Origin of the sequence: Paenibacillus thailandensis, from assembly GCF_042685365.1 — a bacterium.
Classification (GTDB): domain Bacteria; phylum Bacillota; class Bacilli; order Paenibacillales; family Paenibacillaceae; genus Paenibacillus_AP; species Paenibacillus_AP thailandensis.
In genome coordinates this window covers 65603-91257 of sequence record NZ_JBHUMY010000027.1, presented here as the reverse complement: position 1 = coordinate 91257, position 25655 = coordinate 65603, and the positions used below count along the sequence as shown (strand labels likewise).

Below are 25655 nucleotides of genomic sequence, written 5' to 3'. Positions count from 1 at the left end.
GACTGCTTGGGTTTAGAGACTTACGTTGGGTGTAAATGGAACGAATCTTGTTCAGCAAGCCCTAATTAGGAAATTTATTTATGACTTCGTTGTACTCCTGTTGGGCTTCGGCGATCAAGGTATCGACCTGAATTTGCTGCGCGGCACATAGTGGAATTGTTAGTGCCATCGACAATAATCCTCAGAGTCGCGTTTCTAGTGAATGTGGTTTATCAATGCAGCCCTATTGAATTAAACTACAAATTCACTTTTGTTATTCATGCTGGACAGCCCTTAGTCACAAAGATGTATGCGATGCATCAAAAATCCTGAATATTGGCAATAAAATCTGACTCACCTCCTTTTCTGGGTGATCTGAATCGAGATATGTCCTGAACTTAGCCGCTTCTTATATAACCGTAACCTTTGACAAATCGGCTTCCATGCCTTTGAGCAAGCCTCCGTACGCTGGAATAAATAAAAACCTATCGGGATTATTCGTTCGCTCCTTTTTGTTCCGACTGACCCGCTTATGCGGCAAAGCCAGCCGACGTGCGGCTGGCTGGCTTTTTTTATTGAACGGCGGATCCGGTAACGGCCGTTCCCGTTTTCGTAATCGTATATTGGACGGTTTTGCCGCTCCAGAAGTGGAACGTCAGCCTTACTTCTCCGTCGTTCACCTCGTTGAAAAAGTTTTGGGTCAGCATGATCTCGTTCGTATCGTAAGACGGCGAGAACGCGTAGGCAAATTCTTTGAACGGAGTCCAGTTTTGCGGACCCGCATAGCTTCCGTCGGCGTATACCGCCTCCATCGTCGCGAGCCGGTCGCCGTTAATGGCGGTCGGGATGGCGAAGTCGTCCGTTTGGCCCGAAGCATCCTCCAATACCGGCGTGTCGTACACGATGACGTCAAACGCCCAGTCCGCTCCCTTGTTGAAATCGGCCGCAAGCTTCGCGTTTACCCCGTATTCTCCGTCTTCCGTCAGCTTGGCGAGAACGCTTGCTTTCACCGTCAACGTATCGCCTTCGACCGTATAATCGGCGCCTTTGCGGAGCGTTTTGCCGTTATGGCGAAGCGCCGTCAGCTTGTTGCCGTTCAACTCGAGCCGGATGACGGCATCCTGCGGTTCGGCTCCCTTCGCCAAATAGATCAAATCGGTTTCCGCCGTTGCCGAACGGCCCTTCCAGCTGGCTTTCAGCATGCCGATCAGCTGCGGATCGTTCCATTGAAGCTCGCGGCGGTCAAGGTGCTGGCCGTTATCCCACAGCATATGGGTAATGCCTCTGTCCTGTACATAATGCAGCAAATACTCGAAAAACTTCAGCTTTTCGCCCTGCTCGATCGTTCCCGTGTTTTTATCGAAGCCAAGCAGCCCGTATTCGCCCAGAATGACCGGAATGCCTTTGGAAACAAGCGTCTCGTAGACGCGGTCGAACGTTTGCTCGATATCGTCTTTTACTTCTTCGTTAAAGCGGGTATATCCGGCGATGTTGACGCTGAACGGCCAGAACCCGTAATAATGGACGGTGGCGATCATGTTCGGATCGTTCAGCTCGTCGAACGTGCGGACCAGCGCGTCAAGCTTGTCTTGCGCCGCGTTCGTTTCCAGCGTGGGCAGCACGAGCGGCCGCTCCTCGTTATTGCCGCCGGAGGCGCGCACGATCGAATGGAAAGAAGCGTTCAGTTCGCGGAGCATCGCTTCATGCTCTTCGCCTCCTCCGCCCCATCCGTCCGAGAAGCGCGGCTCGTTAATGCTCTCGAAAGACAGCTTATCGGAATAGTTTTTGAACCGCTCCGCGATTTGCGTCCACGCCGCGTTATAGCGGGCAAGTACGGTGTCGCGCTCGGAGCCCATCCGGTTCACCCACAGCCAGGAATCGTGATGCAGGTTGATCATAACGTACAGTCCGGCGTCGAGCGACCAGTTAACGACTTCTTCGATGCGGTCCAAAAAGGCAGGAGCGATCGTGTAATCCGGCGCTGGACCCATCCGTTGATCCCACGTAATCGGAATGCGGATGCTGTTATAGCCTTCCGACGCGATGCGGTCGATGAGCTCTTTCGTCACGCGGGGATTGCCCCAAGACGTTTCATCCTCTCCCGTGGCGTCAAACGTGTTGCCGAGATTCCATCCGGGCTGCATCGCTTCCACATACGACTGAATTTTGCTTTTCGGAATTTCAAGATCCGGCCGCTCCTGCCCCGCCGCCCCTGCGAACGGCACGAACATCGTAAACAGCAACGACACCGACAAACCTAGGCTCATAAGCTTTTGGGACAATAACATGCTCCTAATAACCTCCTTCATTTAGGTTTGAGGAAATGCCCGGGCCTACAATTGTTCGACTCTCCCCTCCTTTTATATGTAAGCGTTATCATCCGGTAACAGGGTTGATTTTAACATGGAACGAATTATGCAATAACCCTAATAATTAGTGGTTTTTTCAGTTCAAAATTGCAGGAGCAGGCGTCATATCGGCCGTTTGTTCGCGGCGATCGTAAATTCCCACGGAATATTTTCGTTGTGCCAACCGCGGTGCTCCTCAAATTTTTTAAGTACAAAGCCCGCTTCCAGAACGCCGTTGATAATGTCGCCGAGCGTGTACGATCTCAGGGCTACGTCCGGGAAATCCGGCTGCTCACGCTCATCGAAAAATCGTTTGTAGGCAACGTCCCCTTTCCGTATCTCCGTGTCGAAGTATTCTCCAAAGCGGCCGAACGCCTTATATATTAGCTGTATTCGTCTCGACGATTGTCCAAAAAGTACACCATAAACTCTTCGTCATAATAAGACTCGCCCAGCTTTAAAGCGTTTATTTCGGTCGCGTAGGCCTCAAAGCCGTAGGAACGATATAACCGTTTCGCGCCGGCATTGCCCGCCGCAACGGTCAAATGTACCTGTTCGATCCCGCCGTATTCTAAGGCCCGTTGAAGTGCGCGTTCCAGTAATGCTTTCGCGATCCCTTGCCCCCGCTTTAACGGGGTGACGTACATGGCGTAAATATAAGCCCGGTGCCTTAACTTTGCCCGCTGCTCGCATACTAAAGTTACGGTACCGACGAGCTCCGCGCGGTCAAACGCCCCGAACGTAAACGAATGCTCCCCGCTTAGCCGGCTTGAAAAACGATCGATCGGATATGCGCTTTCCTCCTCATAGCTGGCGCTGAACGCTTCCGGATTCGTCAAGAGCGATTCCAGCCTGATCGTTCTGTAAGCCAGGGCGTCGTCAGCCGTCAACAAGCGGATGTTCATATTCGCTCCCACACTCCTTCCGGACAGTCAATAGTAATGAACGTCAAATGAAAGTCACACAGTTTGATTGACTCGAAATAAGTTAACATAATTTTTGTTATGTAGTTCAAATTCAATAATCTCGCTAAATGTCCATTGCCGATCCCGAATAATCGACGAACGAGAAACGTCTGGAGGGTGCCGTTCGCCGCTCGATCAGATCCAGGATGCCGCTCGCGCTCGTTCGAGGATCGCCCGGCGCTTCGCTTCCGCCCATGTCCGTCTTCATCCAGCCCGGATGAACTGCGTATACGGCAATGCCGCGCGGCTTCACCGCGTGCTTCAGCTGTTCGGTAAACATATTCAGCGCCGTTTTGCTCGTTCCATAAGCGTAATCCCCGCCGTATGCCCCGTGCAGGCTTCCCGCCTCGGACGAAATGTTGACGATAACGCCGCCCGTACCGTCCATCAGCGGCAGCAGATGCTTCACGACTCTCATCGGTCCCAAGACGTTCACGTCGAAAGTGCGGGCAACCTCGGTCATGTCCAGCTCCTCAATCGAAGACCCGCGTTCGGTTAATATGGCCGCATTGTTGATAATGGCCTCCAACCGCTTCCCGCGGGCGGCATATCCGGCGGCGAATCGGGCGATCGCCGTTTCGTCCGTCACGTCGAACATCGCGGTTTCCACGTTTGCTCCGTATCGTTCCCGCAGCTCGGCAAGCTTTCCTCCGTGTTCCGGGGAACGTACCGCAGCGATAACCGAATGCCCTCGCTTCAACGATTCGTCCGCAAGCGCAAGACCAAGCCCGCGGCTTGCTCCCGTAATCAAAATGTTCATCATAATCGCTCCTTCCGTTGAATATTTTCGCATGGATTCCGTCAATTGCCATCAAGTTAACATAATTATAATAATGTAAACAATTTTGTTTATTTTCTAATGTCCGCCCGCCGTTTGCTTCTCGAACATTTCAAGCACATATTCCAATGCTTCCAGTTCGTCTTCTCCTTTCGTCTCCAATCTTAAGGAAACGCCGCTTTGAATAGGCAGCAGCAAGATGCCAAGCAGACTTTTGACATCGACTGCGTGTTCGGCTCCGGAATATTCGAACTTTAAAACGATGTCGGAAACAAAACGCGAAGCTTTTCGCGAAATGTCCATCAAAGCTTCTCTTTCCAGCGTATAGCCGATTGCGAATTCGTGTACTCTCATCTTTATCGCCTCTCTTGTCTAGTAACGGACCTTGGAATGTATGCGAAGCATGTCAACTTGATTGTACTCACATTTTATGGAAGGCGCCATAGTTAATTTACACTTCTTGCAAAGCCTGCTCGACTGAGAATAACGTTAATGGACGGACCATACGATAAAAGCAATCTCCATTGATGCACCAGATAGATTCCCTCCCTTCCCGGCCTATAAAGGACTCCATATTGAAAAACAAAAATCCCCCTCCTTGCATGTACCGCAGGAAAAGGGGGATAATCTATGGATTTTGGATTTTACTGCACTAGCCGAAAATAGCCTAAGGATTTCCACACGCAAGTTGTTCATTGAATTAATGACGTTAAATATATAATTTAACTATATTAAATTCTTTATTTATTTAACAACATTAAATGTTACTCTCATCATGAGACTATTATTCTTTCAACGCAACCCCGATTTCCGCCAGTTTGCGCTTCATCCGAATCCTCAGTTCGGCTTTAAGCGGCTCATCCGCAAAAGCCGCATCAATGCCGTTTAAACTGACCGCTGCCAGCTCGTCGAAGCCGAAGCCAAGCTTTTCGGCCAGAAGCTTGTACTCGTTCGTCATCGTCGTGCCCGATACGGTTCGGTTGTCCGTGTTGACCGTTACGATCAAGCCGCGATCCATATAGTCCCGAATCGGATAACGCTCCCAGCCGTCCGCGGCTTTTGTTTGAATGTTGCTGAGCGGGCACATCTCCAGCGGAATCCGCCTGCTGCGGACCAGTTCGATGACTTCGGGGTCTTCTTTGATCCGAACCCCGTGCCCGATCCGGACCGCTCCAAGTCGTTCGACGGCGTAGCGAACGTTGGCCGCGCCTCCGGCTTCTCCCGCGTGAATCGTAACCGGCAGCTTGCGCTCCGAGGCCAAATCGAACAGCCGTTGATGCAATTCGGGAGGATATCCGGCCTCATCGCCCGCCAAATCGACGGCGCACACGCCATCGCCCAAATATCGGGCGGCGGCTTCGATCGCCTCCCGGTTGCGTTCGAAGCCTTCATGCCTCATCGCAATGACAATGGCTCTGGCCGTAATGCCCAGCTCCCGCTCCGCGCGCCTCAATCCGTTAACCGTATGCTTAACCGCTTCCTCCGCGGTTAAGCCGCGCTCCGTATGCAGCAGCGGCGCAAACCGGACTTCGACGTATAGGCAGCCGTCGTCCGCGGCTTGTTCCGCCGTTTCGTAAGCGACGCGTTCAAGCGCCTCCGCCGTTTGCAGAAAAGGAAGGACAAACGAAAATTTGCTTAAATATTCCGTCAAGCTGCCGCAATCCGGATCAACCGTCATCCGCCCGCGCAAATCCCCTTCAGGCAAGCTTGCTCCCTGGCGCTCGGCAAGCTCGCGCAGCGTCTCCGGCTTGACGCTTCCGTCCAGATGGACGTGCAGCTCCGCTTTCGGAAATGACCTTAACCATTCGTCGTGCCCGTTCACGGCTCTCTCCCTCCTTCATAACGCATATGGTCCCGCTCCAACTTCGGTTGAGACGGATATTCGCCCGCTGACCTATTATGTCTTTCGAAGCCGGACTTGGCGGCTATAACAGCCGGTCAACACCGGCCGAATCGCCGGCTGTTTCTCCCGAATGGCGGTTCAACCGTCAAACGCGCGGATGCGGGCCGAAACGATCAAGCATTAATAGCAGCCGTCTTCGCGCTGCCTTCATAGACGTCAAGCGCCGCTGCAATCGCCGCGCCGGCGTTGATTTTGGCGCCGTGGCGGAGAAGCGCCCCTTCAAACGCGCCGAGCAAGTGAAGCACGTTTTTCATGCTGCAGCTGTAGCCCATCGTGCCGATGCGCCAAATCCGCCCTTTCAATGCGCCGAACGAGCTGGCGATCTCGATGCCGAAGCTGTTCAGCAGCATCGCTCTGACGGATTCTCCGTCAATGCCGTCGGGAATCGTCACGCATGTGACGACGGTCATTTTGCAGGACGGGTCGCCGTACAGGCTCATACCCATCGCTTCCAGACCCGCTACGAGCGCCCTCTCGTTAAGCCGGTGACGTTCGAAGCGCGCAGGCAGACCTTCGGCAAGCAAAATGCGCAGCCCTTCGTGCAGCCCGTAAAGCATCGAGGTCATCTCCGTATGGTGGTTCAGCCGCGCCGGGCTCCAATAATCTTGCAGCTGGCCGAGATCCAGGTAGTTGCTTTGGATTTGCGGCCTTGCGTTTGGAAAGTCCGTTTCCCCGCTTGCGCGGAGACCGCGCTCCACCCGTTTGCGGGCGGCGATTTTGTGCTCTATGCGGTCGTTATAGGTGACGGGCGCCATGCCGGCCGGTACGGAAATGCATTTTTGCGTGCCTCCGATTACGGCGTCCAGACACCAGGCGTCGGTCTTAACGGGCACGCCGCCGATCGTGGCGACGGCGTCGACGACAAGCAATACGTCAAGCTCCCGGCACGCTTTGCCGATCGCTTCGAGCGGCTGGACGCGTCCCGTAGACGTTTCGCCGTGGACGAGCGCGACGATGGCCGGCTTTTCGTTTTGAATTGCGTCGATAATTTCCTGAGGCTCGAATACGGTGCCCCATTCCTTCTCCAAGGTGACGACCTCTGCGCCGCAGCGATCGGAAATTTCGTGCAGCAGATGCCCGAAACGTCCGTAAATCGGAATGAGCACGCGGTCACCCGGCTCGATAATACTGGTCAAAACCGCTTCTATGCCGGAACGGGACGTGCCGTCCACGGGATAAGCCCAATGGTTCTTCGTTTGAAACAATTCGCGAAGCATCTCCATCGTTTCGTTCATGATGGCGGTAAACTCCGGATCGAATTGTCCCAGTACCGGCAAGGACATGGCCCGCAGCACGCGGGGGTCGACCTCCACGGGCCCCGGGGTCATAATTGTGCGCGGCGATGGCGCAAGCTCGCGGTAAATGTTCATGGCAATTTCTCCTCGTAAGCCAATTCGTACAGCAGTGCAGCCAGCACGGATACGCCGTCGGCCAGCTCGTCGGGCGCGGTATATTCGTCCGGCGAATGGCTGATGCCTCCTTTGCTCGGCACGAACAGCATCGCGGTTGGGCACACGCCCGGGAACAGCTGCGCGTCGTGGCCCGCACCGCTCACCATGCGGCGGTAAGGGAGCGACAGATCGCCGGATATTTTCTCCAGCCTGTCGCTTAAATCTTTATGCATCGGAGCCGGCTTCGCTTCCAACCAGCATACGGTCGAAAGCTCCAACCCTCTCCATCGCGCGATTTCCTTAAATTTGTTTATGATGTGTCCGCTGAAGCTATCCAGCACCCGTTCGTCGTGATGGCGAATGTCGACCGTAAACTGAACCGTTTCCGGCACGACGTTGGGCGTATTGGGCGCGGCCTCGATGCGGCCGACTGTCGCGACGAGCGGCTCGCCCCATTGAATGGCTTCCGCCTCCAGCTGAATGATCATTTCCGAGGCGCCGGCAAGCGCGTCCTTGCGCATCGGCATCGGCGTCGTTCCGGCATGATTGGCTTCGCCGCGCACGGTGATGCCGTATCGGCGCTGGCCGACGATCGCTTCGACAATGCCGATCCGTTTATGCATTCGTTCCAGGATCGGCCCTTGCTCGATATGAAGCTCGATATACGCGGCGAGATCGCTTCTAAGCGCCTCGGGCTGCTCCGGCTTGCCGAAGCCCGCCGCTTCCATCGCCTCCTTCAAGGACGTTTTCTCGGCATCGCGAACCTCGGCCGCTCCGTCCCAGTCGTACAAGCCGACCGCATTGCCCGAGCCCCAATACGTAAGCGGAAAACGGCTCCCTTCCTCTTCGCAGAACGAGACGACCTCCAAGGAATAAGTGGGCTGGCCGTAGGTTTCGTTTAAATAGCTGAGCGCCGCGATGGCAGCGGCGATGCCGTATGCCCCGTCGTATCGGCCACCGCATCGGACGGTGTCGATATGGGATCCGGTGAGAATGACCGGACCGTTCTTCATCGTTCCCGGGAGGCGTCCGTACAGGTTGCCGACGCGGTCGTAACGAACCTCGAACCCGAGTCCTTTCATGCGGCGGGCCAGAAATTTTTGCGCTTCCAGCCATTCCGGAGAATATAACAGCCGCGTAACGCCTCCTCCGGTCTCGGCTCCGATCGCGCCAAGCTCCCCGAGAAGCTCCGTGACGAAGGAGGCTGCTTCCTGCTTCATCGATATCATACTGAGGCCTCCTAAAAAGATTTGCGGAGCATACGCTCCTTGTTTCCGCTTCGCAGCAAATCTTGCTTCGGAAGCTTTCGCTTAACTGCCGCTCTGGCGGCCATTCTGCCGCGCAAGCGCCGGCTCGAGCAGCGGCTTGCCGCTTCCCGCGGCGACGACTCCCGCCTCCGCCGTATAAACGAGCCGCCCGCGAACGAAAGTCGCGGCGACTTTGCAGCCGAAGCTCCTTCCGACATAAGGGCTGTGCTTATGGCGATACTGCAGCTGCTCCGCTCCCAATGTATAGCCGCTTTCGGCATTTACGATGGCAAAGTCCGCATCCGCCCCTACGGCGATTTCGCCTTTGCGGGGATAAAGGCCAAATCTCTTGGCCGGCCCTGCGGACAGCACCTTCGCCAGCAGTGGAAGAGAAATGCCGCGTTTCAGCCATCCTTCGTCGAGCATCAGCTCGAGACTGCTTTGCGCACCGGATATGCCGCCCCACGCTTCAAAAAACGACAGCCCTTCCTTGAACTTCAGCTCCGGCGGGCAAGGCGAATGGTCCGACGCCACAACGTCCAGTTCGCCGGCTGCGAGCAGCGACCACAGCTCTTCGCGCGAAGCGTCGTCCCGCAGCGGAGGCGCGCATTTGGCGACGGGGCCAAGCGCCGCCATATCGTTTTCGGTTAAGACCAAATAATGCGGACAGGTTTCCGCCGTGACGGGAACGCCGCGTTTTTTGGCACGGCCGATCAATTTGACCGCCGCCGGGGTGCTAATATGGACAAAATGCGTCGGACAACCGGTTTCCTCGGCAAACAATATCGCTTTGTTCACCGCTTCCAGCTCGGCGATCGCCGGCCTGGAGGCCGCAAACGCATGTGCGTCCATACGCCCGGCGGCGACAGCTTCCCCTGCAAGCCGGGACGTTATCGAATCGCTTTCGGCATGCACGGCGACGAAACCGCCAAGCGCCGCGATTCGCTTCATTCCTTCATACAGCGTCCAGTCGTCCGCTTCGCGGAAGCGTCCTTCCCCCTCTCCCCCGGGGTTGGACATAAACGCCTTGAAGCCTATGACTCCCCGTTCCGCCAACGTTTCGAGCTGATCCAGATTGCCGGGAACGAGTCCGCCCCACAGCGTATAGTCGACGGCCGTACGGCCTTCGGCCAAATCGAGCTTCTGCTGCAGCGCTTCGCCGGTTACGGTAGGCGGATTGCCGTTCAGCGGCATATCCGCAAATGCCGTGCAGCCCCCGGCGGCAAGGGCGGCCGACCCGGTCGCAAACCCTTCCCAGTGACCGAAGTTCGGCTCGTTGAAATGGACGTGAATGTCGACCGCTCCCGGCATGACGATCAGCCCTTGCGCATCGAAGCGTGCCGTACAGCCTTCGTCCTGCAGCGATTCGGCCAATACGGCGATACGGCCGTCCCGAACGCCGATGTCCAGCTTCTGGACTTCATCCGCCAGAACGACGGTTCCGCCTTGTATGATCAGATCCAACATGCGTTTCACGCCCTTTCTTCCTTTAACTGCCCCGATAGGTGCTGTAGCCGCCGGGAGCCGCCAGCAGCGGTATATGATAATGCGCTGTGACATCCTTCACGCGAAACCGGATCGGAATCCGATCGAAAATAAGGCGATCGTCCGGCACCTTTTGCCCCCGGAAATAATCTTCCGCCGCAAATACAAGCTCGTACATGCCTTCGCGCAGCTCATCCCCCTGGAGCAAAGGCGCATCCACCCGCCCGTCGGCGTTGGTGACGGCCGTCCCCAGCAGTAAGCGGCTATCGCCTTCGATGCCCCACAGCTCGATCCCCATTCCTTCCGCCGGCCTTCCGATCGACGTATCCAGCACGTGGGTCGTCAGTTTACCGTTCATCCTCACATCCCCTTTCGTCCCTAACGGACTTCTTCCGCGTTTCACTGCCGGCGGCGCCCGTATTAAGGAATCAGATCCGCCAACCGGAAACCGGTAATTCGCCCGATTTCCTCGAGCGCCCGCGCCGCTTCCTCCTCGCGGTTATGAAGAAGCCGTTCTTCCATAGCCGCTTTGATGTCGTCTTTGTTTTTGCCTTTCACCGCCATAATGAACGGAAAGCCGAATTTTTCCGTATACCGCCGGTTTACGGCCGCAAACCAATCGAATTCGTCTGGGCTGAGCCGGTCCAGGCCTGCTCCCTGCTGCTCGCGCACGGAGTGGTCGGCCATCCGGATCCGGGCCGCCAAGTCCGGATGGGCGCGGAACAAGCCGATGACGACGTCCTCCGGCGAACTGCGCACGATATCCATCATCGCGCCGTGCAGCTTTTCTCTTGAGGAATAAGGCCTCCTCTCCCATGCTTTCCGCGCCACCCAAGGCGAATGCTCGAATATGGCGCCAAGCGCTTCCGTAAAGGACTCCCTGTCCATTCCGTTCAGTTCATCCAATGTCATCCTTCGTCCTCCTTAGCTCCGCCGCCCGTTTCACGGAACGCCATATCCCTCCGTAGCCGGTACAGCGGCACAAATTGCCCGACAGCGCTTCTTCGATGTCGTCGTCGGTCGGGTCGGGCACCCGGTCCAGCAGCGCTTTCGCGGACAAAACCATCCCCGGCGTGCAATACCCGCATTGGTATCCGCCTTCCTCCAGGAAAGCCCGCTGCACGCAGTCCGGAACGCCTTCGTCCTGCGCCGCGCCTTCGATAGTCGTAACCGACTTTCCCTCGCATTGGTACGCCATCAGCAAGCAGCTGTTCATCTGTTCGCCGTCCACCAAAATCATGCAAGCGCCGCAGCGCCCGATTTCGCAGGACCGCTTCGTCCCCGTAAGCCGGAGATCGTCGCGGATCACATCCAGCATCCGTTTAGCCGGATTAATATTTAATGTCGTTAATTCGCCGTTCAACCGAATCGTAAAGCCTCTTGTTTCGGCCGGCTTCATCGCCGCTCCCGATGAGCTATTGTTAAGCATCGCGTTCCACCGCCTTTGCAAAATCCGGCATCTCTTGCAGCCATTCCGGCTCGACCGGCAGCTTCGTAACCCACCTGCCCGTTGCGTCGTAAAGCGCCGCGGCGATCGCCGGCGCCAGCGTCACCGAGCCGACCTCCCCGATGCCGCGGGGCCCGTAGCCGTCCTCTTCCGGAAGCTCTTCGATGGCCGAAACGGTAATCGAACCCCTCGAATCGGCAATCGTCGGTACTAAATAGGTGTCGAAATTGCTCGTCACGTATTGACCTTTAACCATCACCGCGTCTTCGATGAGCGTAAAGCCAAGCGCCATATTGCTTCCGCCTTCAATCTGTCCCAGAAAGCCTTGCGGGTTGACGACGGGTCCGGCGGCAACGGAATGATATTGATCGACCGCCTTAATGCGGCCGGTCAGCATGTTGACCTCCAGTTTGACGACGACGGCCGAATACGTGTACATAAAATGCGCGCCGACCTTGTCGACGGGTGACATCGGATAAGCGAAGCTCGTATCCGCCTGAAGCAACCGCCCGGCCGTTCCGGCGGCAAGGTCTGCGTAAGACAACGAAGGCCCGGCCTCCCCTTCTCTTCTCCGCCAAATGCCGCCTTCGCCGAGCCGAAGCCGTTCGGCGCTTACGCCCAGCATGCCGGAAGCTTCCGTCAACAGCCGCTCTGTAAACGGCTTCTTGAGCCTTTGCAGCGTTTGCCACATCATGCTTGTCGCGCGGGAGGCGGTCGTAGAGCCGCTGTCCGGCGTCCGGTCCGTATCGCCGATGACGATGGACAGATCGGAGGCCGCAAAGCCGAATTGCTCGATCAACATCTGCTCAAGCGATGCGATAAGCCCTTGACCGAATTCCTCATAGCCAAACGCCGCCTCGATCTTCCCTTCGGCCGTCAGCGTCAGCTTGCCGCCGGCAGGGTCCGGCATGCCTGCGCCAAGGCCGGCGCCATGCATCACAATCGCCGCGCCGATTCCCGTTCTGATCCACGGGGCATCCGTCCGCCCGGCAGTTGCCGCCCCTCTTCCCAGCCGCTCCTGCCACAGCGGGCTTTGCTCGACGTCCCGCCATACTTGCTCCGCCCCGTCCGTCCCGGCGATCGGCTGACCGAACGGTCCCGGATCGCCCGACTGCCTCATATTGATGCTGCGGAACGTCCAAGGGTCCATCCCGAGCGTCGCCGCCAGCCGGTCCATCTGTCCCTCCAAGGCAAAGATGGCCTGGTTGCCGCCGAAGCCCCGGAACTCGCCGGACATTCCGTTATTGGTAAACACGGAATAACCTTTAACATCCAGAAAGTCGTAGCGGTATGGGCCAATGACATGCTCGACGGCAAAATTCAACACTTCCGCGCCCAACGTCGCGTAAGGCCCCGTATCCGCTACAATTCTGGCTTCGTGCGCGATGAGCCTGCCGCTCTCGTCGCAGCCGGTTCGCATCTTAATTTTCATCGGATGCCGCTTCAGTCCCGCTCGCACCGACTCCCACCTGGAATTGTGGATTTTGACCGGGAGTCCCGTGCGCACCGCCAGAAGCGCCCCGTAAGGCTGAACGTTCAACTCGTCCTTGCCGCCGAACGATCCTCCGATCGGACTCGAGACGATCCGGATGGACTCCTCCGGCACCGCCAATATGCGCGAAAGCTGCAGCCGGTCCATCCGGCCGTGCTGCGTCGGCGAATAAACGGTGAGCCGTCCGTCCGCTTCGGGAACGAACAAGCCGCCTTCCGTCTCCATGTACGCATGCATTTGACGCGGCGTGTAATAGGTTTCTTCGACAACGACGGCGCAGCTGGCGAACCCTTCTTCGATGTCTCCGCCTTTATGATAAAAATTGCGGTGAAGAATGTTGCCGCGTTCATGCAGCTGCGGGGCATCGTCCCGCATCGCCGCTTCCGCGTCGTCCACTACGGCCAGCGGCTCGTATTCCACTTCGATCAGCTCAAGGGCTCGTTCTCCGATGTCCCGCGTATCGGCGGCGACAGCGGCCACGGCATCCCCGACGTAGCGAACGCGGTCTTCGCATAGGACGGGCTGATCCGGGTGCGCAATGCCATACGCATTCAGCCCCGGCACGTCCCGATAGGTCAATACGGCGCGCACGCCCGGCAGGCGTTCGGCCGCTTCGGTCTTCACCGATACGATGCGGGCGTGGGGATGAGGGCTCCGCAAGACGAGCCCGTAAAGCATGCCTTCCATAACCCGATCCGTCAGATAGGACAGCCGCCCCGTTACCTTATCCGGCCCGTCGGGACGAATGCGCCACCGGCTGCCGCTCGTTTCGCGATTTAAAATCATGGCGCCGCTCCCTCCTCTTCCGCGCCGCATCCGTTCATCGCTTGCCATAACTGCGCAACGACGAGATTGGCCGCCGTCCTCTTCCGATAAGCGACGGAAGCGAACGCGTCTCCATGCGGCTCGTATTCGTTCATCACGATGTCGTAAACCTCCGGAAGCGTGCCGTGCCCCGCCTTCCTGTTGTTCAACAGATCCTCCGCCGCGGCAATCCGCGAAGGAGGGGTCTGTCCTCCGGCGATCGCAAGGCGTACGTCCCGCCATTCGCCGCTCTCGGCGTCCAGCCGTCCGTCGATGGCAACCGTCACGACCGACGGCGTGAACGCTTCGCGGCGGCCGACTTTATGGTAAGCGGTCAACCGCTTGTTTTCCGAATGAAGTTCCGCTCCGGCGGCGGCTTCCGGCCAAGGCAGCTCAACACCGAGCAGAACGGCGTCCTTGCGGGGCGATGCCAGCCAATCGGCCAACCGCACCGAATAAGGGGCTTTGCCGTCGTGGAAACGCAGCAGCGCCTCGTAGACGAGCAGTGCAGGCAGCGCGTCGCCGCCCCCGCACATCACATTGCCGCCAATCGTCGCCAAGTTTCGGACGGAAGGCGCGGCAATGGCTCGTGCGGCTTCCGCCAGCAGCGGGAAATCGCTGCGGAGCAATCCGCTTTGCCGGCATGCCGACAGCGTCGTCATCGCTCCGATCGTTACGCCTTCCGACGTTTCCGCAATGCCGGAGATGCCGGGCAGCCGGCCCAGATCGATCAACTGTCCGGGAAAGCGCGCCGTTCCGGCTTCCCATTGCGTCCGCAGCCAGGTTCCCCCGGCTACGAAAACCGCTTCGCCTGCCGAATCGTTGTACAAGGCGGCCGCTTCGGCCGCCGTTTGCGGATGAATGACAGAGGAGGAACGCCTCTGCTCCCGTTCATGCAGCATCACAGCCACTCCCTCCTTTTAGAAAGCAAATCAAAACGATAAGTCATCCCTTGTGGACGGACGATCCCTTTCGTATCGCCGTTAATCTTTATAAGCGCTGCTCGCGGATATACGGAGTGCCAAGCGATTCCGGGGAGCCGGACGGCTTGTTCCGGTTGCGCCAGCCCAGAAACATAAGAACGAGTATCGTAACGATGTAAGGGATCATCTTCAAGAAATAAGAAGGAATCTCGCTTCCCGTCAGCTGAATGCGGAAGCCGATCGAATCAAGCGCCCCGAACAAATAAGCGCAAAACAAAGCCCGAACCGGGTTCCATCTGGCGAAAATAATAAGCGCGACGGCAATCCAGCCGCGCCCGGCCGTCATCCCTTCCGTCCACGTCGGGGAATAGACGAGCAGCATGTCGGCCCCCGCCAACCCGATCAGCATCGATCCGGCGACGACGTATCCGTAACGAAGCAGCTGCACCGGAATCCCCATGACGTCGGCCGTAGGCGGATTATCGCCCAGAGCCCGCAGATGCAGTCCCCACGACGTGCGATAAATATAAAGATGAAGCGCGATAACCAAGAAGAAGCTGAACCAGGTCAACAGATCCATATGCGCAAAAATCGCGCCGATCGCGGGTACGCCTTCCAGCCAAGGCAGGTCGAGCTTCGGGAACGTGCCCGGCAGCGGCTGGCCGCTGATCGGCTTGCCGATGTAGGCGCTAAGCCCGCTCCCGAACAACGTCATGGCGAGGCCGCTTACGATCTGGTTCGTCCGCAGCGTGACGGACAAGAAGGCGTGCAGCATGCCCAGCAATCCGCATACCGCAAGCGGGACAACAATCGCTGCCAGCAGGCTTTCCGTACGGATGTACATGAGGCAGGCCAGCACCGCTCCCATCAGCATAAGCCCTTCCGCTCCGAGCTGAATGATGCCGGACCGCTCGATAAGGATGCCGCCAAGCACCGCGAACAGCAGCGGCGTGCCGGAAGAAATCGCGGCGGCGATTAAAGTGATGATGTCCATAATGCCCTCTCGCCCCCCTTATCCGTTCTTGCGCAGACGGAACTTGCTTACCGTTGCGCCCCCGATCAAGAAAAACAATATTGCGCCTTGAATCATTTCCGAGATCGACGAAGGCAACCCGATCGTCTGCACGCTGTATCCGCCGACAATCAATCCGCCGAACAGAAAGGACGAAAGCACAAGCCCGACCGGATGAAGTCTCGCCAGCCAGGCGACAATGATGGCGGTATAGCCGTAGCCCGGCGAGAGGCCGTACATGAGCCGGTGTGCGACGCCCGATACCTCGGCCATTCCGGCAAGGCCCGCCAGCCCGCCGCTAATGATCATGACGAGCAGAATATGGCGGTTGATCGGAATGCCCGAGTGCCTTGCCGCTTCCGGGTTGGCGCCGATAAGCCGCCACTCGTAGCCCCAGCGCGTATATTTCATGACGATAAAATAAAGGACAACGGCGACGATCGCGAATACGATGCCGAAATGCAGCCGGGTGCTTCCGAGAAGCGGCAAAGACTGCGCGTCGCTGAACATGGCCGTGCCCGGAAAATTAAATCCTTTCGGGTCTTTCCAAGGACCAAACACGACATAATCAAGCGCCAGCAAAGCGACGTAGTTCAGCATGAGCGAAGAAATCAATTCGTTCACCTGGAAATACGTGCGCGGAATCGCCGTCAGCAAGCCCCATAAACCCCCTCCCGCTACCGCAAATACGATCATCGTCGGAATCGCCATATACCCCGGCATGGCCGGAAAATAAATCGTGACCGCCGTCGCGGCGATCGCGCCGATCGCAAATTGCCCTTCGGCGCCGATATTCCAGATCGAAAGCCGGTAAGCGACGGCTACGCCGAGACCGCATAACAGAAGGGGAATCGCCTTGACGAACGTCTCGGTAAGACCGAATTCGGAGCCGAACGCGCCTTTAAGCATTTTGGCGTATACCGTCAACGGATTCATTCCGTTCGCCCATATAAAAATGCCGCAAAAGACAAGCGCCAGTACGACGGACACGACCGTCACCCACCAAGAGCCCTCCTTGCGCGAGGAATCCCACTCCAGCCGGTAGGAAAGCAATCCTCTCCTTTTCTTCGTTTCTTGAAAAGCGGCTGCCGCCGGACTTTCGTTCATCCTGCATCCTCCTCCGCTGCGGAAAGCCCGGCCATCAGCATGCCGATTCGGTCTCTGTCGGCTTCCTCCCGCTTCATTTCGCCTACAATGCGGCCGTTGAAAATGACGAGGATGCGGTCGGACAGCTGCAGCACCTCATCCAAATCCTCGGAAATGAGAAGCACGCTGCGGCCTCGGCCGCGCAAATCCGCCAGCAACTGATGAACCCCTTCCGTCGCGCCTACGTCTAGCCCTTGCGTCGGGTGAACGGCGATCATCATCAGCGGGTCCGCGTCGATTTCCCGGGCGAGAAGCAGCTTCTGTTGATTCCCCCCGGACAGCTGGCGGACGGGCGTATCCAGATCCGGCGTCTTGACATCGAAACGCTGGACGAGCTGTTCCGCCCATTTTCGGTTTCCGGCCGATTTCATCATGCCGTACCGCGACCGTTCTTTCGTTCGATACGATTTAAACAGCAGGTTGTCGACCGAGCCGAGACTTCCGGCAAGCCCGCTTTTCATCCGATTTTCGGGTACATGGGAGATGCCGGCTTCGATAGCTGCGCGAACCGAGCCGCTCCGCAGCGCCCGGTCCGCGAATGTAACTCGGCCTTTTTTCCAGGAACGGATGCCGGACAGCATCTCCGCCAGCTCCTTTTGCCCGTTCCCCGCCACGCCCGCGACGCCTAGAATTTCGCCTTCGTACAGCTGCAGGCTGAAATTGTCCAGCGCCTTGCGGCCATGGTCGGCGAAGACATCCACCTGCTCGACGGTCAGAAGCGGTTTGCCTTGCGGCCTGGGCGGCATATGCCGCGCTTCGCCGACCGTCTTGCCGACCATAAGCCGAGCCAGCTCCCGCTCGTTCGTATCGTCCCGGTCCATCGTGTGGGTAAGCTTTCCTTTGCGCATGACCGATATCCGGTCCGACACGGCCATCACTTCTTTTAACTTATGAGTCGTAATGATGACGGTTTTGCCTTCTTGCTTCATATGGCGAAGCGTCTCGAACAACTGTTCCGCCTCTCCCGGCGTCAGCACGGAAGTCGGTTCGTCGAGAATGACGATGCTCGCTTTTTTATAAAGCGTTTTGACAATTTCGACCCGTTGCTGCTCCCCGACAGACAGCTGCCAGATCGGGCGGTCGACGGGAAAGCTTAAGCCGAACCGATCCGATAAATCCTTGATTTCCCGCTCTTTGTTCTTCATCCATCCCCTACCGCGCCAGAAGGAGGACTTTTCTCCGAGCACGATATTTTCGGCGGCGGTTAACGTCTGCACGAGCCGAAAGTTCTGGAACACCATGCCGATGCCTAGCTCCATCGCATCCTTCGGAGACTTGATCTTGACTTTGCTGCCGTGCAGCAATATATCCCCGCTGGTAGGGCGGTAAACGCCCGACAGCATGCACATGAGCGTGCTTTTGCCCGCCCCGTTCTCCCCCAGAAGAGCGTGAATCTCTCCGGCGCGGGCCGCGAAGTCGATGTTGTCATTGGCCGTAACGGAACCGAATTGCTTGACGATGCGGCGCATCTCCAGCGGGTAGACGGCCTCCTTCCGCATAGGCCCCCCCTCCCCTCTCCTTGCATGAATGGGTTGGACCAGCGCCCTTTTTGAAGCGCCGGCCCTTTGTTTGAACGGCGATCTTGGAAGCCGTTATTGCGGTATCGTGCCTTCCACGCCTTTGACGAACCAGTTCATGGCTAAAATTTCTTCGAGCGAAAGCGTTTTGCCGTCCTCGACCTTTACCGCTCCGCTTTGATCGACGATCGGTCCGGTAAATACCTCCAGTTCACCCGCTTTGATCTTTGCCTTCGCTTCTTCGACCAGCTTCTTCGTTTCTTCCGGTACGCTTGGTCCAAGGGGCGCGATATCCACCATGCCGTCCTCGAAGCCGCCGGAATACGACTCGCTTTTCCAGGTGCCGTCGATAACGGATTGAACGACCTTCGTATAATAAGGACCCCAGTTCCATATCGGGTTCGTCAAGTACGCTTCCGGCGCGAAACGCGTCATGTCGGAATCGTTGCCGCCTGCCATGGCTCCGCGCTCGGCCGCCGCTTGCAGCGTGGCCGGCGAATCCTGGTAAGCAAGCAATACGTCCGCGCCCTGATCCAGCAAGCTGACCGCGGCCTGCCGTTCCGTCGACGGGTCGTACCACGTGTTCGTCCAGACGACGCTTACCGTCGCGTCGGGATTGACGCTTTGGACGCCAAGCGTAAAGGCGTTGATGTTATAAATGACTTCCGGAATCGGGAATGCGCCGACGTAACCGATTTTGTTCGACTTCGTCGTTTTGCCCGCCGCGATACCCGACAAGTAGCTCGCTTCATAGTTTTTGCCGAAATAGTTGCCCATGTTCTCGGCGGTTTTATAACCTGCGGTGTGCATAAAGATAACGTCCGGGAATTTATTGGCGACGTTCAGCGTTTGATCCATGTAGCCGTAGCTCGTCGTAAAAATTATGTCATGGTTTTGCGCAAGCTCCGTAATGACCCGTTCGGCATCCGCGCTTTCCGGCACGTTTTCTACCGTATCGGCTTTGATGCCAAGCTGCTCCTCCATATATTTTCTGCCTTTGTCGTGCTCGAAGGTCCAACCGCCGTCCCCCGGAGGTCCGATGTAAACAAACGCTACACGGGGATTGGCAATTCCTTTGGCCGGTTCCGCCGACTCCGACGCCGCCGGACTCTCGGATTCCGCTGCGGTCGCGGGCGGCGCTGCTTGGTTACCGGCTCCATTGCCGGACCCGTTCGAAGAACAACCCGCCAGAACAACGGCCAACATGATGATGAGTGCAACCCCTGATGTCCATGCTTTGCTTAGAACTTTCATACGTTACCTCCCCAACTCTCTTTATGGTCACCGCGGCCGTATCCGCCGCTAATGTATTTTCAATATAGATTCGCGTCATAGTCCCGTCAATATAGCTTACATGAATATCGTCGCGGTGTATAAATCGGGATATTTTCATTGTGCATCGTGCACGTAAGACATCCGAACCCCCTAAATCCCCCTTGTCGTCAGGGGGGACCCCTAGAGGCTTCGCCCCTGAAGGCCAACCCAAAAGAAATAACGCTCTCTACACCAGAGCCGCTTTTTTATCCCATCCGTGCAAGAAGCGCTTTTGCCCCTGCGGACAACGCTGCAAGTCCGATATTAACTACGGGACTTGACCTAGAGCGCACTCTAGATTCTATACTGGACCCAACTTAAGTTTGAAAGGGTGGTTGTAAATGTTTAACGTGGAAGATAAAGTCGTCATTATTACCGGAGCATCGAGCGGAATTGGAGAAGCTGCCGCCAAGCTGCTTGCCCGAAACGGAGCGAAGGTCGTCCTGGCGGCGAGGCGGGAAGAGCGTTTACGTTCATTAAAGTCTTCAATTCAACAGCAAGGCGGCATTGCCGAGTACAAAGTAACGAATATTTCCCGCCACGAGGAGGTAGAGGAACTTGCGCGGTTCGCTATCGACACATTTGGTCGCATCGATGTGTTGGTTAACAACGCCGGGATCATGCCTCTTTCTTATTTGCATGAGAAGAAAGTGGCGGAATGGGAGCAAATGATCGATGTCAACATAAAAGGCGTGTTGTACGGCATCGGCGCGGTGCTTCCGCATATGCGGGAGCGAAAACGGGGACATATCATTAACGTTTCGTCGGTCACGGGTCATATCGTTAGAAAAACGTGGGCCGTCTATTCGGGGACTAAATTTGCCGTTCGGGCCATAACCGAAGCTCTGCGTCAAGAGGAGGCCGAAAATAATATTCGGACAACGATTATTTGTCCCGGAGGCGTTGCAACCGAACTCGTCAACACGATTTCGAATGAGGAGATTAAGCAAAGCATCGAGGATTCGTTGCAGATCGGGTTGCCTGCGGAAGCGATCGCCAACTCCATTCTGTATGCCATTTCCCAACCGGAAAATACGGCCGTAAACGAAATCATTGTAAGGCCTACCAATCAGGAATTATAATGAGTTCAGTTTTGATACCTGCTATTGGAGGAAGCGGCATGATTTATACGATCGGCCAAGTTTCTGAGCTAACCGGATTGTCCATTCATACTTTGCGATATTATGAGAAGGAAGGCCTGTTGCCGTCTATCAGCCGCAACGGGAGCGGGATGCGCCGCTATGCGGAAAAAGATCTGGAGGCGCTTGAATTTATAGGTTGTCTTCGGGCAACGGGAATGACGATATCGGATATAAAACGGTTCGTTCACCACACCGCTATTGACCAGCGCCTCGCGGTATTGGAAAAGCAAAAAGAAACCGTCATGGCTAAGATGGACGAGCTCCTTGCGTATCAGAATATGATTGACCGCAAAATCGATTTATATATGAAAATGCGGCTCCAACAAGAGACGCTTTCTTAAACTATATAAAAAAAGAAAAGGAACCACCCTAGTTGTTAGTTCCTTTATCGTCATATGAGGTCAGTCGGCCGGCGCTGATTGACCTTGTTCATTTAAACCGATCAACCATCTCGCTGCGTCCGGAAGATCCTTTGCGATGTAATGGGGCGCCGCCTGCTCATACCACTTGTCGCGATATTTTTCCAATGACGGCTTTCCCCAGCCTGTCTCTACAAGGACCCTTCGGGCTCCTACCGCAGCGGCCGCAAGCATGTCGGTCGAACCGACGTCGCCGATAACCGCGCAGCGGGTCAGATCCAAGTTAAATTCGGACGCCGCCTTCAGAAGCATGCCCGGCCTCGGTTTATGGCAATTACAACCCTCCTCCGGCTCATGAGGACAAATATACGCCGCATCGAATCCATAACTCTCGAACTCTTTGAGAAAATCCAACTCCGTCGCTTTGCCCTTGGAAATGTTATGTTGATTCGTAAAAGCCAGAATCCGCATTCCGCTTTCTTTCATTAGTCGCAAAGCCTCTAACGAGGACGGGTACAGCTGAAAATCCCGCGGATGGATAAAGTGTCCCGTCCCGCCTAATGTTCCGTCACGATCCACAAATACGGCTTGAATTGGCGGCAAACTAGCCCCTCCTTCGAGTTTTTCGATTCGTTTGAAATCGGCTATGGATGGATTTGGGTTGCAAGCAGGACTACCGTCGAAAGGGCCGCGAGCAACTTTGACTACCTCCCTGGACTTTAAATGAATTGTAGCTCATTATCCAAATCATTAAAATCACATTCAACGAAACGATACTTACCTTTACGACAGTACCTGTTCTAAAAGTGCGTACTTACATCTGAAAATCGAACCCTTTATACTCAAAGAAAACCATGCAAGGAGGACAAACGTTTGAAAACTCTAGTAATCGTAACGCACCCAAGCATAGAAACTTCCGTCGTCAATAAACGTTGGGTTGAGGAGCTCCGTAAATATCCGGAAAAATACACCGTTCATGAATTGCACAAGGTTTACCCCGACGGAAAGATTGACGTGGAACAAGAACAAAAATGGGTTGAATCGCACGATAATCTTATCTTACAATTCCCGATCTATTGGTTTAATTGCCCGCCTCTCCTTAAAAAATGGCTTGACGATGTATTGGCTTACGGTTGGGCTTATGGTTCGAACGGAGGCGACAAGTTAAAGAATCGCAAAGTTGCGCTTGGCGTTTCTGCCGGAATCAAAGAAGAAAATTATCGCGCAACGGGGAGATACCGGTATACGCTGGAACAAATATTGGTTCCGTTTGAAACGACCTTTCTATACTGCAAAGCCAATTATCGTTCGTTTTTTGCTTTTTATGGTATGGAGAACGAGCCGGGTGATAATGTGCCCGGAATGGAAAACGAGACGTCTGAGAGCCAATTGGACAGAAGCGCACGTAACTATTTGAATTTTATCGACAACCTGTAATAGACGGTTCCATGAAGCCATGGGGATTATCGCCAATCGGAAAGCGAGTTTTCGTGCTCGAAAACTTTCAAATGTAGTACACAAGAAGTATTTCCTTGTCAGGGAGATACTTCTTTTGATATAAAAAACGCTATTATCTTATCCATTTGCTGCTTCCAAGACCGGCATACCGTTTTTCTCCCCCCACTCGCACATCATATTTAACACCGGAATGAGAGAGCGGCCGCGTTCGGATAAGGAATATTCGACTTTTGGAGGAACTTGGGGAAATTCCTTTCGTAGGATAAGGCCGTCTTCCTCCATTTCTTTTAACATGACGCTTAGTGTTTTAAAGGAAATGTTATCGATGGATCGTTTCAATTTATTAAACCGCATAACTTTATGTTCGGACAGCCAATACAAAATAATCATTTTGTATTTACCGCCTATTAAGGACAACGTATATCCAAAGCCGGTATCTTTTAGTTTTACGCCGGGCGGAACGCAAGTTTCCCGCATAAGTTGCACCCTCCTTTTTTTGTTAAGCAGCTGCCGTCGGCAAACTCCCTTTTTGTTCACTAACATGCGTTATGTCAAAGCGGTTGATCATGAATTTTTTCAAGGTAGACCAAAGTAAAATCCGGGGTAACCGCACGTACTTTAGAAGCTTTATAGCCTAACTTTTCGTATAAGGCCATATTTTTTCCGCTTTTACTGCCGGTAAACAATTCATAACGACAATTTGGAAAAAAATCTTCTATCGCGTGCATCAACATTTTGCCGATGCCCTTATTTTGATGGCTCGGACTAACCATGAGCTTGCCGATCAGGCATGTACCATCTTGCTCGATAGCCCTCACGGAACCGATGATGACGTCATTATCAACAGCTTTAAGTATAATGTGATCTTCAAACTGTTTTTGCAGCTGTTCGATTGTCTGAACAAGCGGTTCAATACTAAAATCCCCGTATAGTTCCGCTTCGCTTCGGTAAACAAGCTTTTGCAACAACAGGATTTCTTCGGAATCGGATACGCAAGCTCTTTCAATATGAATGTTCATCTCGGCTCATCCTTTCTCGGCTCATCTATACTCGTCTTACGTCATTTCATTATAAATTTTATCATTAACCAAGCATAATAAAAACAAAAAGGAGTGACGGCTTGGACGATTATGCAGTCGTTATGATGTAGTTATTGCTCGGGTTTGGATTGCTTTATTTGAGTAAATCCAAATACAAGGCGTTGCACGGATACGGACATTAGACTAGCAAGCCGATTGCGATAACAAAATGAAAAAAAAGCAAGACGCCTTTCATAGACGCCTTGCAATTCGTTGCCGCTATTGCGACTCCCTATATTGCCGTACAAAAAACTCCGCCGCCGTGCGGTAGCCTTCCGCGTCGTCGATGTCGAGAAGCTCCGCTTCCGATCGCACGGGAACCTTCGTGCCGCGAAGTCCGGGCGACTGCAGCAGCTTGCGCGCTCCCATGTCGCCCTCAAGACGCGACAGCTGCGGAAGCAGCTTTCTGCCGATGATGACAGGGGGCATCGGAACGCCTTCCCGCCCGATGCTTGCCGCATAATCGGCATCCTGATCCCGCATATATTCGCTCGCCAACGTTTTCAGATGCAAAGCGCTGACGAAAGGCTGGTCGGCCAGCATGATCAACAGCGCGTCCGGCTCCTCGGCTTCGGCCGCCTGAATGCCGCAGCGGATCGAATAGGACATGCCCCGCGCCGCATCCGGACATAGCGCGATATGGACGCTCCCGCTGCAGCGGCCGCTTAAGCCGCTCTCGTACCGCAACCACTGCAGATCGTCGTCCGGCCGGACAACAACATAAACGGGATTTGCGGCCGCTCCGCTAGCGAATAGAGCACGAAGCGCCATAGCTCCGAGCGGCATTCCATCCGGCAGCTTCATGGAAAGCTTCGGCCGCCCCATTCTCCGGCTTTGTCCCGCGGCCAAATAGACGGCGGACAGCTTCATCGGCTCCAGCCCCTTTCCTTCCGCCGTTTTCGGCGCCCCGATGGACGGCGATGAGCTCGGCCGCTACGCTGACGGCAATCTCGTCGGCGCCTTCAGCGCCGATCGAGCATCCGATAGGCGCGTATACGTTGGACGGCCGTTCCTCGCCGAGGAGCAGCGCAATCCGTTTCTTCGAACCCATAACGCCGATGTAGCGGGCCCCGGCCGCAAGCGCGAGCTCAATCATCCGGCGGTCTCGCTCCAGCTGATGACTGCATACGACAACGTAATCGTTTACTCCAAGCTTGAACGCGGAGGCGATCTCTTCAGGCCGACCGACCATAAGCTGCGACCCGGGATAACGTTCTGGGGTACACAAACCGCTCCGCCAGTCCGCGACGGTAACCGCAAACCCGGATTGCATCGCCAGCCGGGCGATCGGAATCGAATCGTCGCCGGCCCCGAACAAGAGAAGGCGAGGCTGCGGATGCCAGTCGAATGTCAGCATCTCGTCGCCGCCCCCCTTCTCCTCGAGTAGTATACCCGGTTCACCCGAAGCGGCGGACGGCAAATGGACGGCGGCGTATGCGATTCGCCCGTCCTCAAGCCGGCGGCGGATAAACCGGACCGATCGCCGGCCGTCCAGCGTTTTTTTCGCGTCCAGCAATTGCCGGCGAAGCTCGCCTTGCACCGGCTCGAGCAAGATGCGGATTTCGCCCCCGCAGCCCAACGCCTCTCCCCATACGGCGTCTTCTTCGGGCTGCAAATTATACCCGACGATTTGCGCTTGACCGCTATCCCAGACGCAGGGAGCCCGCTCCTGCAGGTCGGTTTCGAGACAACCCGGGCTGATGCTGCCCGTCTTGGTCCCGTCAAGCCCGAGGATCATCGCGCTACCACGCTTGCGATAGGCATGGCCGACCGTATGAATGACGGTTGCCATCACGTAAGGGCCGGAATCGGGATCAAACGCCGACAAAAGCCGGTGCATGTCCATAAGTCACCCTCCTTAAAGTT

25 protein-coding genes are annotated in these 25655 nt (G+C 55.7%); 3 read left to right on the top strand and 22 right to left on the bottom strand.

From position 1 onward, the window contains the following. Positions 1-551 precede the first annotated feature (551 nt). The 17 genes from ACFSW5_RS19430 to ACFSW5_RS19350 form a co-directional block, all read right to left on the bottom strand. Positions 552-2267: a cellulase family glycosylhydrolase gene (locus tag ACFSW5_RS19430; protein ID WP_379276692.1), complete on the bottom strand. Its 1716-nt coding sequence runs from the start codon at positions 2265-2267 to the stop codon at positions 552-554. A 443-nt stretch (positions 2268-2710) separates the two neighbouring features. Continuing rightward, entirely contained in the window at positions 2711-3232 is a 522-nt protein-coding gene (locus tag ACFSW5_RS19425; RefSeq protein ID WP_379276689.1) for a GNAT family N-acetyltransferase, read from the bottom strand. A 124-nt stretch (positions 3233-3356) separates the two neighbouring features. Next, positions 3357-4052: an SDR family oxidoreductase gene (locus ACFSW5_RS19420; RefSeq protein ID WP_379276686.1), complete on the bottom strand. Its 696-nt coding sequence runs from the start codon at positions 4050-4052 to the stop codon at positions 3357-3359. Positions 4053-4148: 96 nt separating this feature from the next. Continuing rightward, positions 4149-4424 (bottom strand): HPr family phosphocarrier protein, encoded by a 276-nt coding sequence (locus ACFSW5_RS19415; RefSeq protein ID WP_379276684.1) that lies wholly within the window; start codon positions 4422-4424, stop codon positions 4149-4151. A gap of 430 nt (positions 4425-4854) precedes the next feature. Next, positions 4855-5892 (bottom strand): adenosine deaminase, encoded by a 1038-nt coding sequence (add, locus tag ACFSW5_RS19410; protein WP_379276682.1) that lies wholly within the window; start codon positions 5890-5892, stop codon positions 4855-4857. A 194-nt stretch (positions 5893-6086) separates the two neighbouring features. Continuing rightward, the gene (locus ACFSW5_RS19405) at positions 6087-7343 is read right to left on the bottom strand and encodes a pyridoxal-phosphate-dependent aminotransferase family protein (protein WP_379276679.1); all 1257 of its coding nucleotides are present in this window, start codon (positions 7341-7343) and stop codon (positions 6087-6089) included. Continuing rightward, on the bottom strand, positions 7340-8593 hold the full coding sequence (allC, locus tag ACFSW5_RS19400) for an allantoate deiminase (RefSeq protein ID WP_379276677.1): 1254 nt from the start codon (positions 8591-8593) through the stop codon (positions 7340-7342). Before allC ends, ACFSW5_RS19405 begins: the two co-directional genes overlap by 4 nt. A gap of 81 nt (positions 8594-8674) precedes the next feature. After that, positions 8675-10078: an allantoinase gene (locus ACFSW5_RS19395; protein ID WP_379276703.1), complete on the bottom strand. Its 1404-nt coding sequence runs from the start codon at positions 10076-10078 to the stop codon at positions 8675-8677. Positions 10079-10100: 22 nt separating this feature from the next. Then, the gene (uraH, locus tag ACFSW5_RS19390; protein WP_379276675.1) at positions 10101-10454 is read right to left on the bottom strand and encodes a hydroxyisourate hydrolase; all 354 of its coding nucleotides are present in this window, start codon (positions 10452-10454) and stop codon (positions 10101-10103) included. Positions 10455-10516: 62 nt separating this feature from the next. Further along, a complete protein-coding gene (gene uraD, locus ACFSW5_RS19385) occupies positions 10517-11008 on the bottom strand; it encodes a 2-oxo-4-hydroxy-4-carboxy-5-ureidoimidazoline decarboxylase (protein ID WP_379276673.1) in 492 nt (163 codons plus the stop codon). Continuing rightward, positions 10995-11525, bottom strand: a complete 531-nt coding sequence (locus tag ACFSW5_RS19380; RefSeq protein WP_379276671.1) for a (2Fe-2S)-binding protein — start codon at positions 11523-11525, stop codon at positions 10995-10997. Before ACFSW5_RS19380 ends, uraD begins: the two co-directional genes overlap by 14 nt. Next, a complete protein-coding gene (pucD, locus tag ACFSW5_RS19375; protein ID WP_379276669.1) occupies positions 11518-13821 on the bottom strand; it encodes a xanthine dehydrogenase subunit D in 2304 nt (767 codons plus the stop codon). Before pucD ends, ACFSW5_RS19380 begins: the two co-directional genes overlap by 8 nt. Next, positions 13818-14741 carry an FAD binding domain-containing protein gene (locus tag ACFSW5_RS19370; RefSeq protein ID WP_379276701.1) on the bottom strand — a complete coding sequence of 308 codons (924 nt, stop codon included), beginning with the start codon at positions 14739-14741 and terminating at the stop codon, positions 13818-13820. Before ACFSW5_RS19370 ends, pucD begins: the two co-directional genes overlap by 4 nt. 88 nt (positions 14742-14829) lie before the next feature. Then, positions 14830-15756, bottom strand: coding sequence for an ABC transporter permease (locus ACFSW5_RS19365; protein ID WP_379276665.1), 927 nt, complete (start codon positions 15754-15756; stop codon positions 14830-14832). Between the two features lie 18 nt (positions 15757-15774). Next, positions 15775-16881: an ABC transporter permease gene (locus tag ACFSW5_RS19360; RefSeq protein WP_379276663.1), complete on the bottom strand. Its 1107-nt coding sequence runs from the start codon at positions 16879-16881 to the stop codon at positions 15775-15777. Beyond that, positions 16878-18419 carry an ABC transporter ATP-binding protein gene (locus tag ACFSW5_RS19355; RefSeq protein ID WP_379276661.1) on the bottom strand — a complete coding sequence of 514 codons (1542 nt, stop codon included), beginning with the start codon at positions 18417-18419 and terminating at the stop codon, positions 16878-16880. Before ACFSW5_RS19355 ends, ACFSW5_RS19360 begins: the two co-directional genes overlap by 4 nt. A 93-nt stretch (positions 18420-18512) precedes the next feature. After that, positions 18513-19691 (bottom strand): BMP family ABC transporter substrate-binding protein, encoded by a 1179-nt coding sequence (locus ACFSW5_RS19350; RefSeq protein ID WP_379276658.1) that lies wholly within the window; start codon positions 19689-19691, stop codon positions 18513-18515. 401 nt (positions 19692-20092) lie between these two features. Here ACFSW5_RS19350 and ACFSW5_RS19345 point away from each other — a divergent pair, with 401 nt between their 5' ends. Next, positions 20093-20833: an SDR family oxidoreductase gene (locus ACFSW5_RS19345; protein WP_379276656.1), complete on the top strand. Its 741-nt coding sequence runs from the start codon at positions 20093-20095 to the stop codon at positions 20831-20833. A 38-nt stretch (positions 20834-20871) separates the two neighbouring features. Further along, a complete protein-coding gene (locus ACFSW5_RS19340; RefSeq protein WP_379276654.1) occupies positions 20872-21234 on the top strand; it encodes a MerR family transcriptional regulator in 363 nt (120 codons plus the stop codon). Positions 21235-21294: 60 nt separating this feature from the next. Here the strand turns inward: ACFSW5_RS19340 and ACFSW5_RS19335 are convergent, their stop codons facing one another. Continuing rightward, on the bottom strand, positions 21295-21855 hold the full coding sequence (locus ACFSW5_RS19335; protein WP_379276652.1) for an HAD-IIIA family hydrolase: 561 nt from the start codon (positions 21853-21855) through the stop codon (positions 21295-21297). 270 nt (positions 21856-22125) lie between these two features. Here ACFSW5_RS19335 and ACFSW5_RS19330 point away from each other — a divergent pair, with 270 nt between their 5' ends. Next, positions 22126-22689 carry an NAD(P)H-dependent oxidoreductase gene (locus ACFSW5_RS19330; protein WP_379276650.1) on the top strand — a complete coding sequence of 188 codons (564 nt, stop codon included), beginning with the start codon at positions 22126-22128 and terminating at the stop codon, positions 22687-22689. A 138-nt stretch (positions 22690-22827) separates the two neighbouring features. Here ACFSW5_RS19330 and ACFSW5_RS19325 read toward each other — a convergent pair whose 3' ends face one another. The 4 genes from ACFSW5_RS19325 to ACFSW5_RS19310 form a co-directional block, all read right to left on the bottom strand. Further along, positions 22828-23187, bottom strand: coding sequence for a winged helix-turn-helix transcriptional regulator (locus ACFSW5_RS19325; protein ID WP_379276647.1), 360 nt, complete (start codon positions 23185-23187; stop codon positions 22828-22830). 74 nt (positions 23188-23261) lie between these two features. Then, complete coding sequence (locus ACFSW5_RS19320) at positions 23262-23729, bottom strand: GNAT family N-acetyltransferase (RefSeq protein ID WP_379276645.1); 468 nt, start codon at positions 23727-23729, stop codon at positions 23262-23264. A gap of 279 nt (positions 23730-24008) precedes the next feature. Continuing rightward, on the bottom strand, positions 24009-24593 hold the full coding sequence (locus tag ACFSW5_RS19315) for a nucleotidyltransferase family protein (protein WP_379276642.1): 585 nt from the start codon (positions 24591-24593) through the stop codon (positions 24009-24011). Then, positions 24535-25635, bottom strand: coding sequence for an XdhC family protein (locus ACFSW5_RS19310; RefSeq protein WP_379276638.1), 1101 nt, complete (start codon positions 25633-25635; stop codon positions 24535-24537). Before ACFSW5_RS19310 ends, ACFSW5_RS19315 begins: the two co-directional genes overlap by 59 nt. Positions 25636-25655 lie beyond the last annotated feature (20 nt).

Excerpts from the sequence above, each read along its gene's own strand:
- ACFSW5_RS19315 (WP_379276642.1), bottom strand. The coding sequence starts at position 24,593 with ATGAAGCTGCCGGATGGAATGCCGCTCGGAGCTATGGCGCTTCGTGCT.
- allC (WP_379276677.1), bottom strand. The coding sequence starts at position 8,593 with ATGATATCGATGAAGCAGGAAGCAGCCTCCTTCGTCACGGAGCTTCTC.
- ACFSW5_RS19425 (WP_379276689.1), bottom strand. The coding sequence starts at position 3,232 with ATGAACATCCGCTTGTTGACGGCTGACGACGCCCTGGCTTACAGAACG.
- uraD (WP_379276673.1), bottom strand. The coding sequence starts at position 11,008 with ATGACATTGGATGAACTGAACGGAATGGACAGGGAGTCCTTTACGGAA.
- pucD (WP_379276669.1), bottom strand. The coding sequence starts at position 13,821 with ATGATTTTAAATCGCGAAACGAGCGGCAGCCGGTGGCGCATTCGTCCC.
- ACFSW5_RS19370 (WP_379276701.1), bottom strand. The coding sequence starts at position 14,741 with ATGCTGCATGAACGGGAGCAGAGGCGTTCCTCCTCTGTCATTCATCCG.
- ACFSW5_RS19355 (WP_379276661.1), bottom strand. The coding sequence starts at position 18,419 with ATGCGGAAGGAGGCCGTCTACCCGCTGGAGATGCGCCGCATCGTCAAG.
- ACFSW5_RS19405 (WP_379276679.1), bottom strand. The coding sequence starts at position 7,343 with ATGAACATTTACCGCGAGCTTGCGCCATCGCCGCGCACAATTATGACC.
- ACFSW5_RS19310 (WP_379276638.1), bottom strand. The coding sequence starts at position 25,635 with ATGGACATGCACCGGCTTTTGTCGGCGTTTGATCCCGATTCCGGCCCT.
- ACFSW5_RS19415 (WP_379276684.1), bottom strand. The coding sequence starts at position 4,424 with ATGAGAGTACACGAATTCGCAATCGGCTATACGCTGGAAAGAGAAGCT.
- ACFSW5_RS19360 (WP_379276663.1), bottom strand. The coding sequence starts at position 16,881 with ATGAACGAAAGTCCGGCGGCAGCCGCTTTTCAAGAAACGAAGAAAAGG.
- uraH (WP_379276675.1), bottom strand. The coding sequence starts at position 10,454 with ATGAACGGTAAACTGACGACCCACGTGCTGGATACGTCGATCGGAAGG.
- ACFSW5_RS19325 (WP_379276647.1), bottom strand. The coding sequence starts at position 23,187 with ATGCGGGAAACTTGCGTTCCGCCCGGCGTAAAACTAAAAGATACCGGC.
- ACFSW5_RS19345 (WP_379276656.1), top strand. The coding sequence starts at position 20,093 with ATGTTTAACGTGGAAGATAAAGTCGTCATTATTACCGGAGCATCGAGC.
- ACFSW5_RS19420 (WP_379276686.1), bottom strand. The coding sequence starts at position 4,052 with ATGAACATTTTGATTACGGGAGCAAGCCGCGGGCTTGGTCTTGCGCTT.
- ACFSW5_RS19320 (WP_379276645.1), bottom strand. The coding sequence starts at position 23,729 with ATGAACATTCATATTGAAAGAGCTTGCGTATCCGATTCCGAAGAAATC.
- ACFSW5_RS19430 (WP_379276692.1), bottom strand. The coding sequence starts at position 2,267 with ATGTTATTGTCCCAAAAGCTTATGAGCCTAGGTTTGTCGGTGTCGTTG.
- ACFSW5_RS19340 (WP_379276654.1), top strand. The coding sequence starts at position 20,872 with ATGATTTATACGATCGGCCAAGTTTCTGAGCTAACCGGATTGTCCATT.
- ACFSW5_RS19380 (WP_379276671.1), bottom strand. The coding sequence starts at position 11,525 with ATGCTTAACAATAGCTCATCGGGAGCGGCGATGAAGCCGGCCGAAACA.
- ACFSW5_RS19350 (WP_379276658.1), bottom strand. The coding sequence starts at position 19,691 with ATGAAAGTTCTAAGCAAAGCATGGACATCAGGGGTTGCACTCATCATC.
- ACFSW5_RS19395 (WP_379276703.1), bottom strand. The coding sequence starts at position 10,078 with ATGTTGGATCTGATCATACAAGGCGGAACCGTCGTTCTGGCGGATGAA.
- ACFSW5_RS19365 (WP_379276665.1), bottom strand. The coding sequence starts at position 15,756 with ATGGACATCATCACTTTAATCGCCGCCGCGATTTCTTCCGGCACGCCG.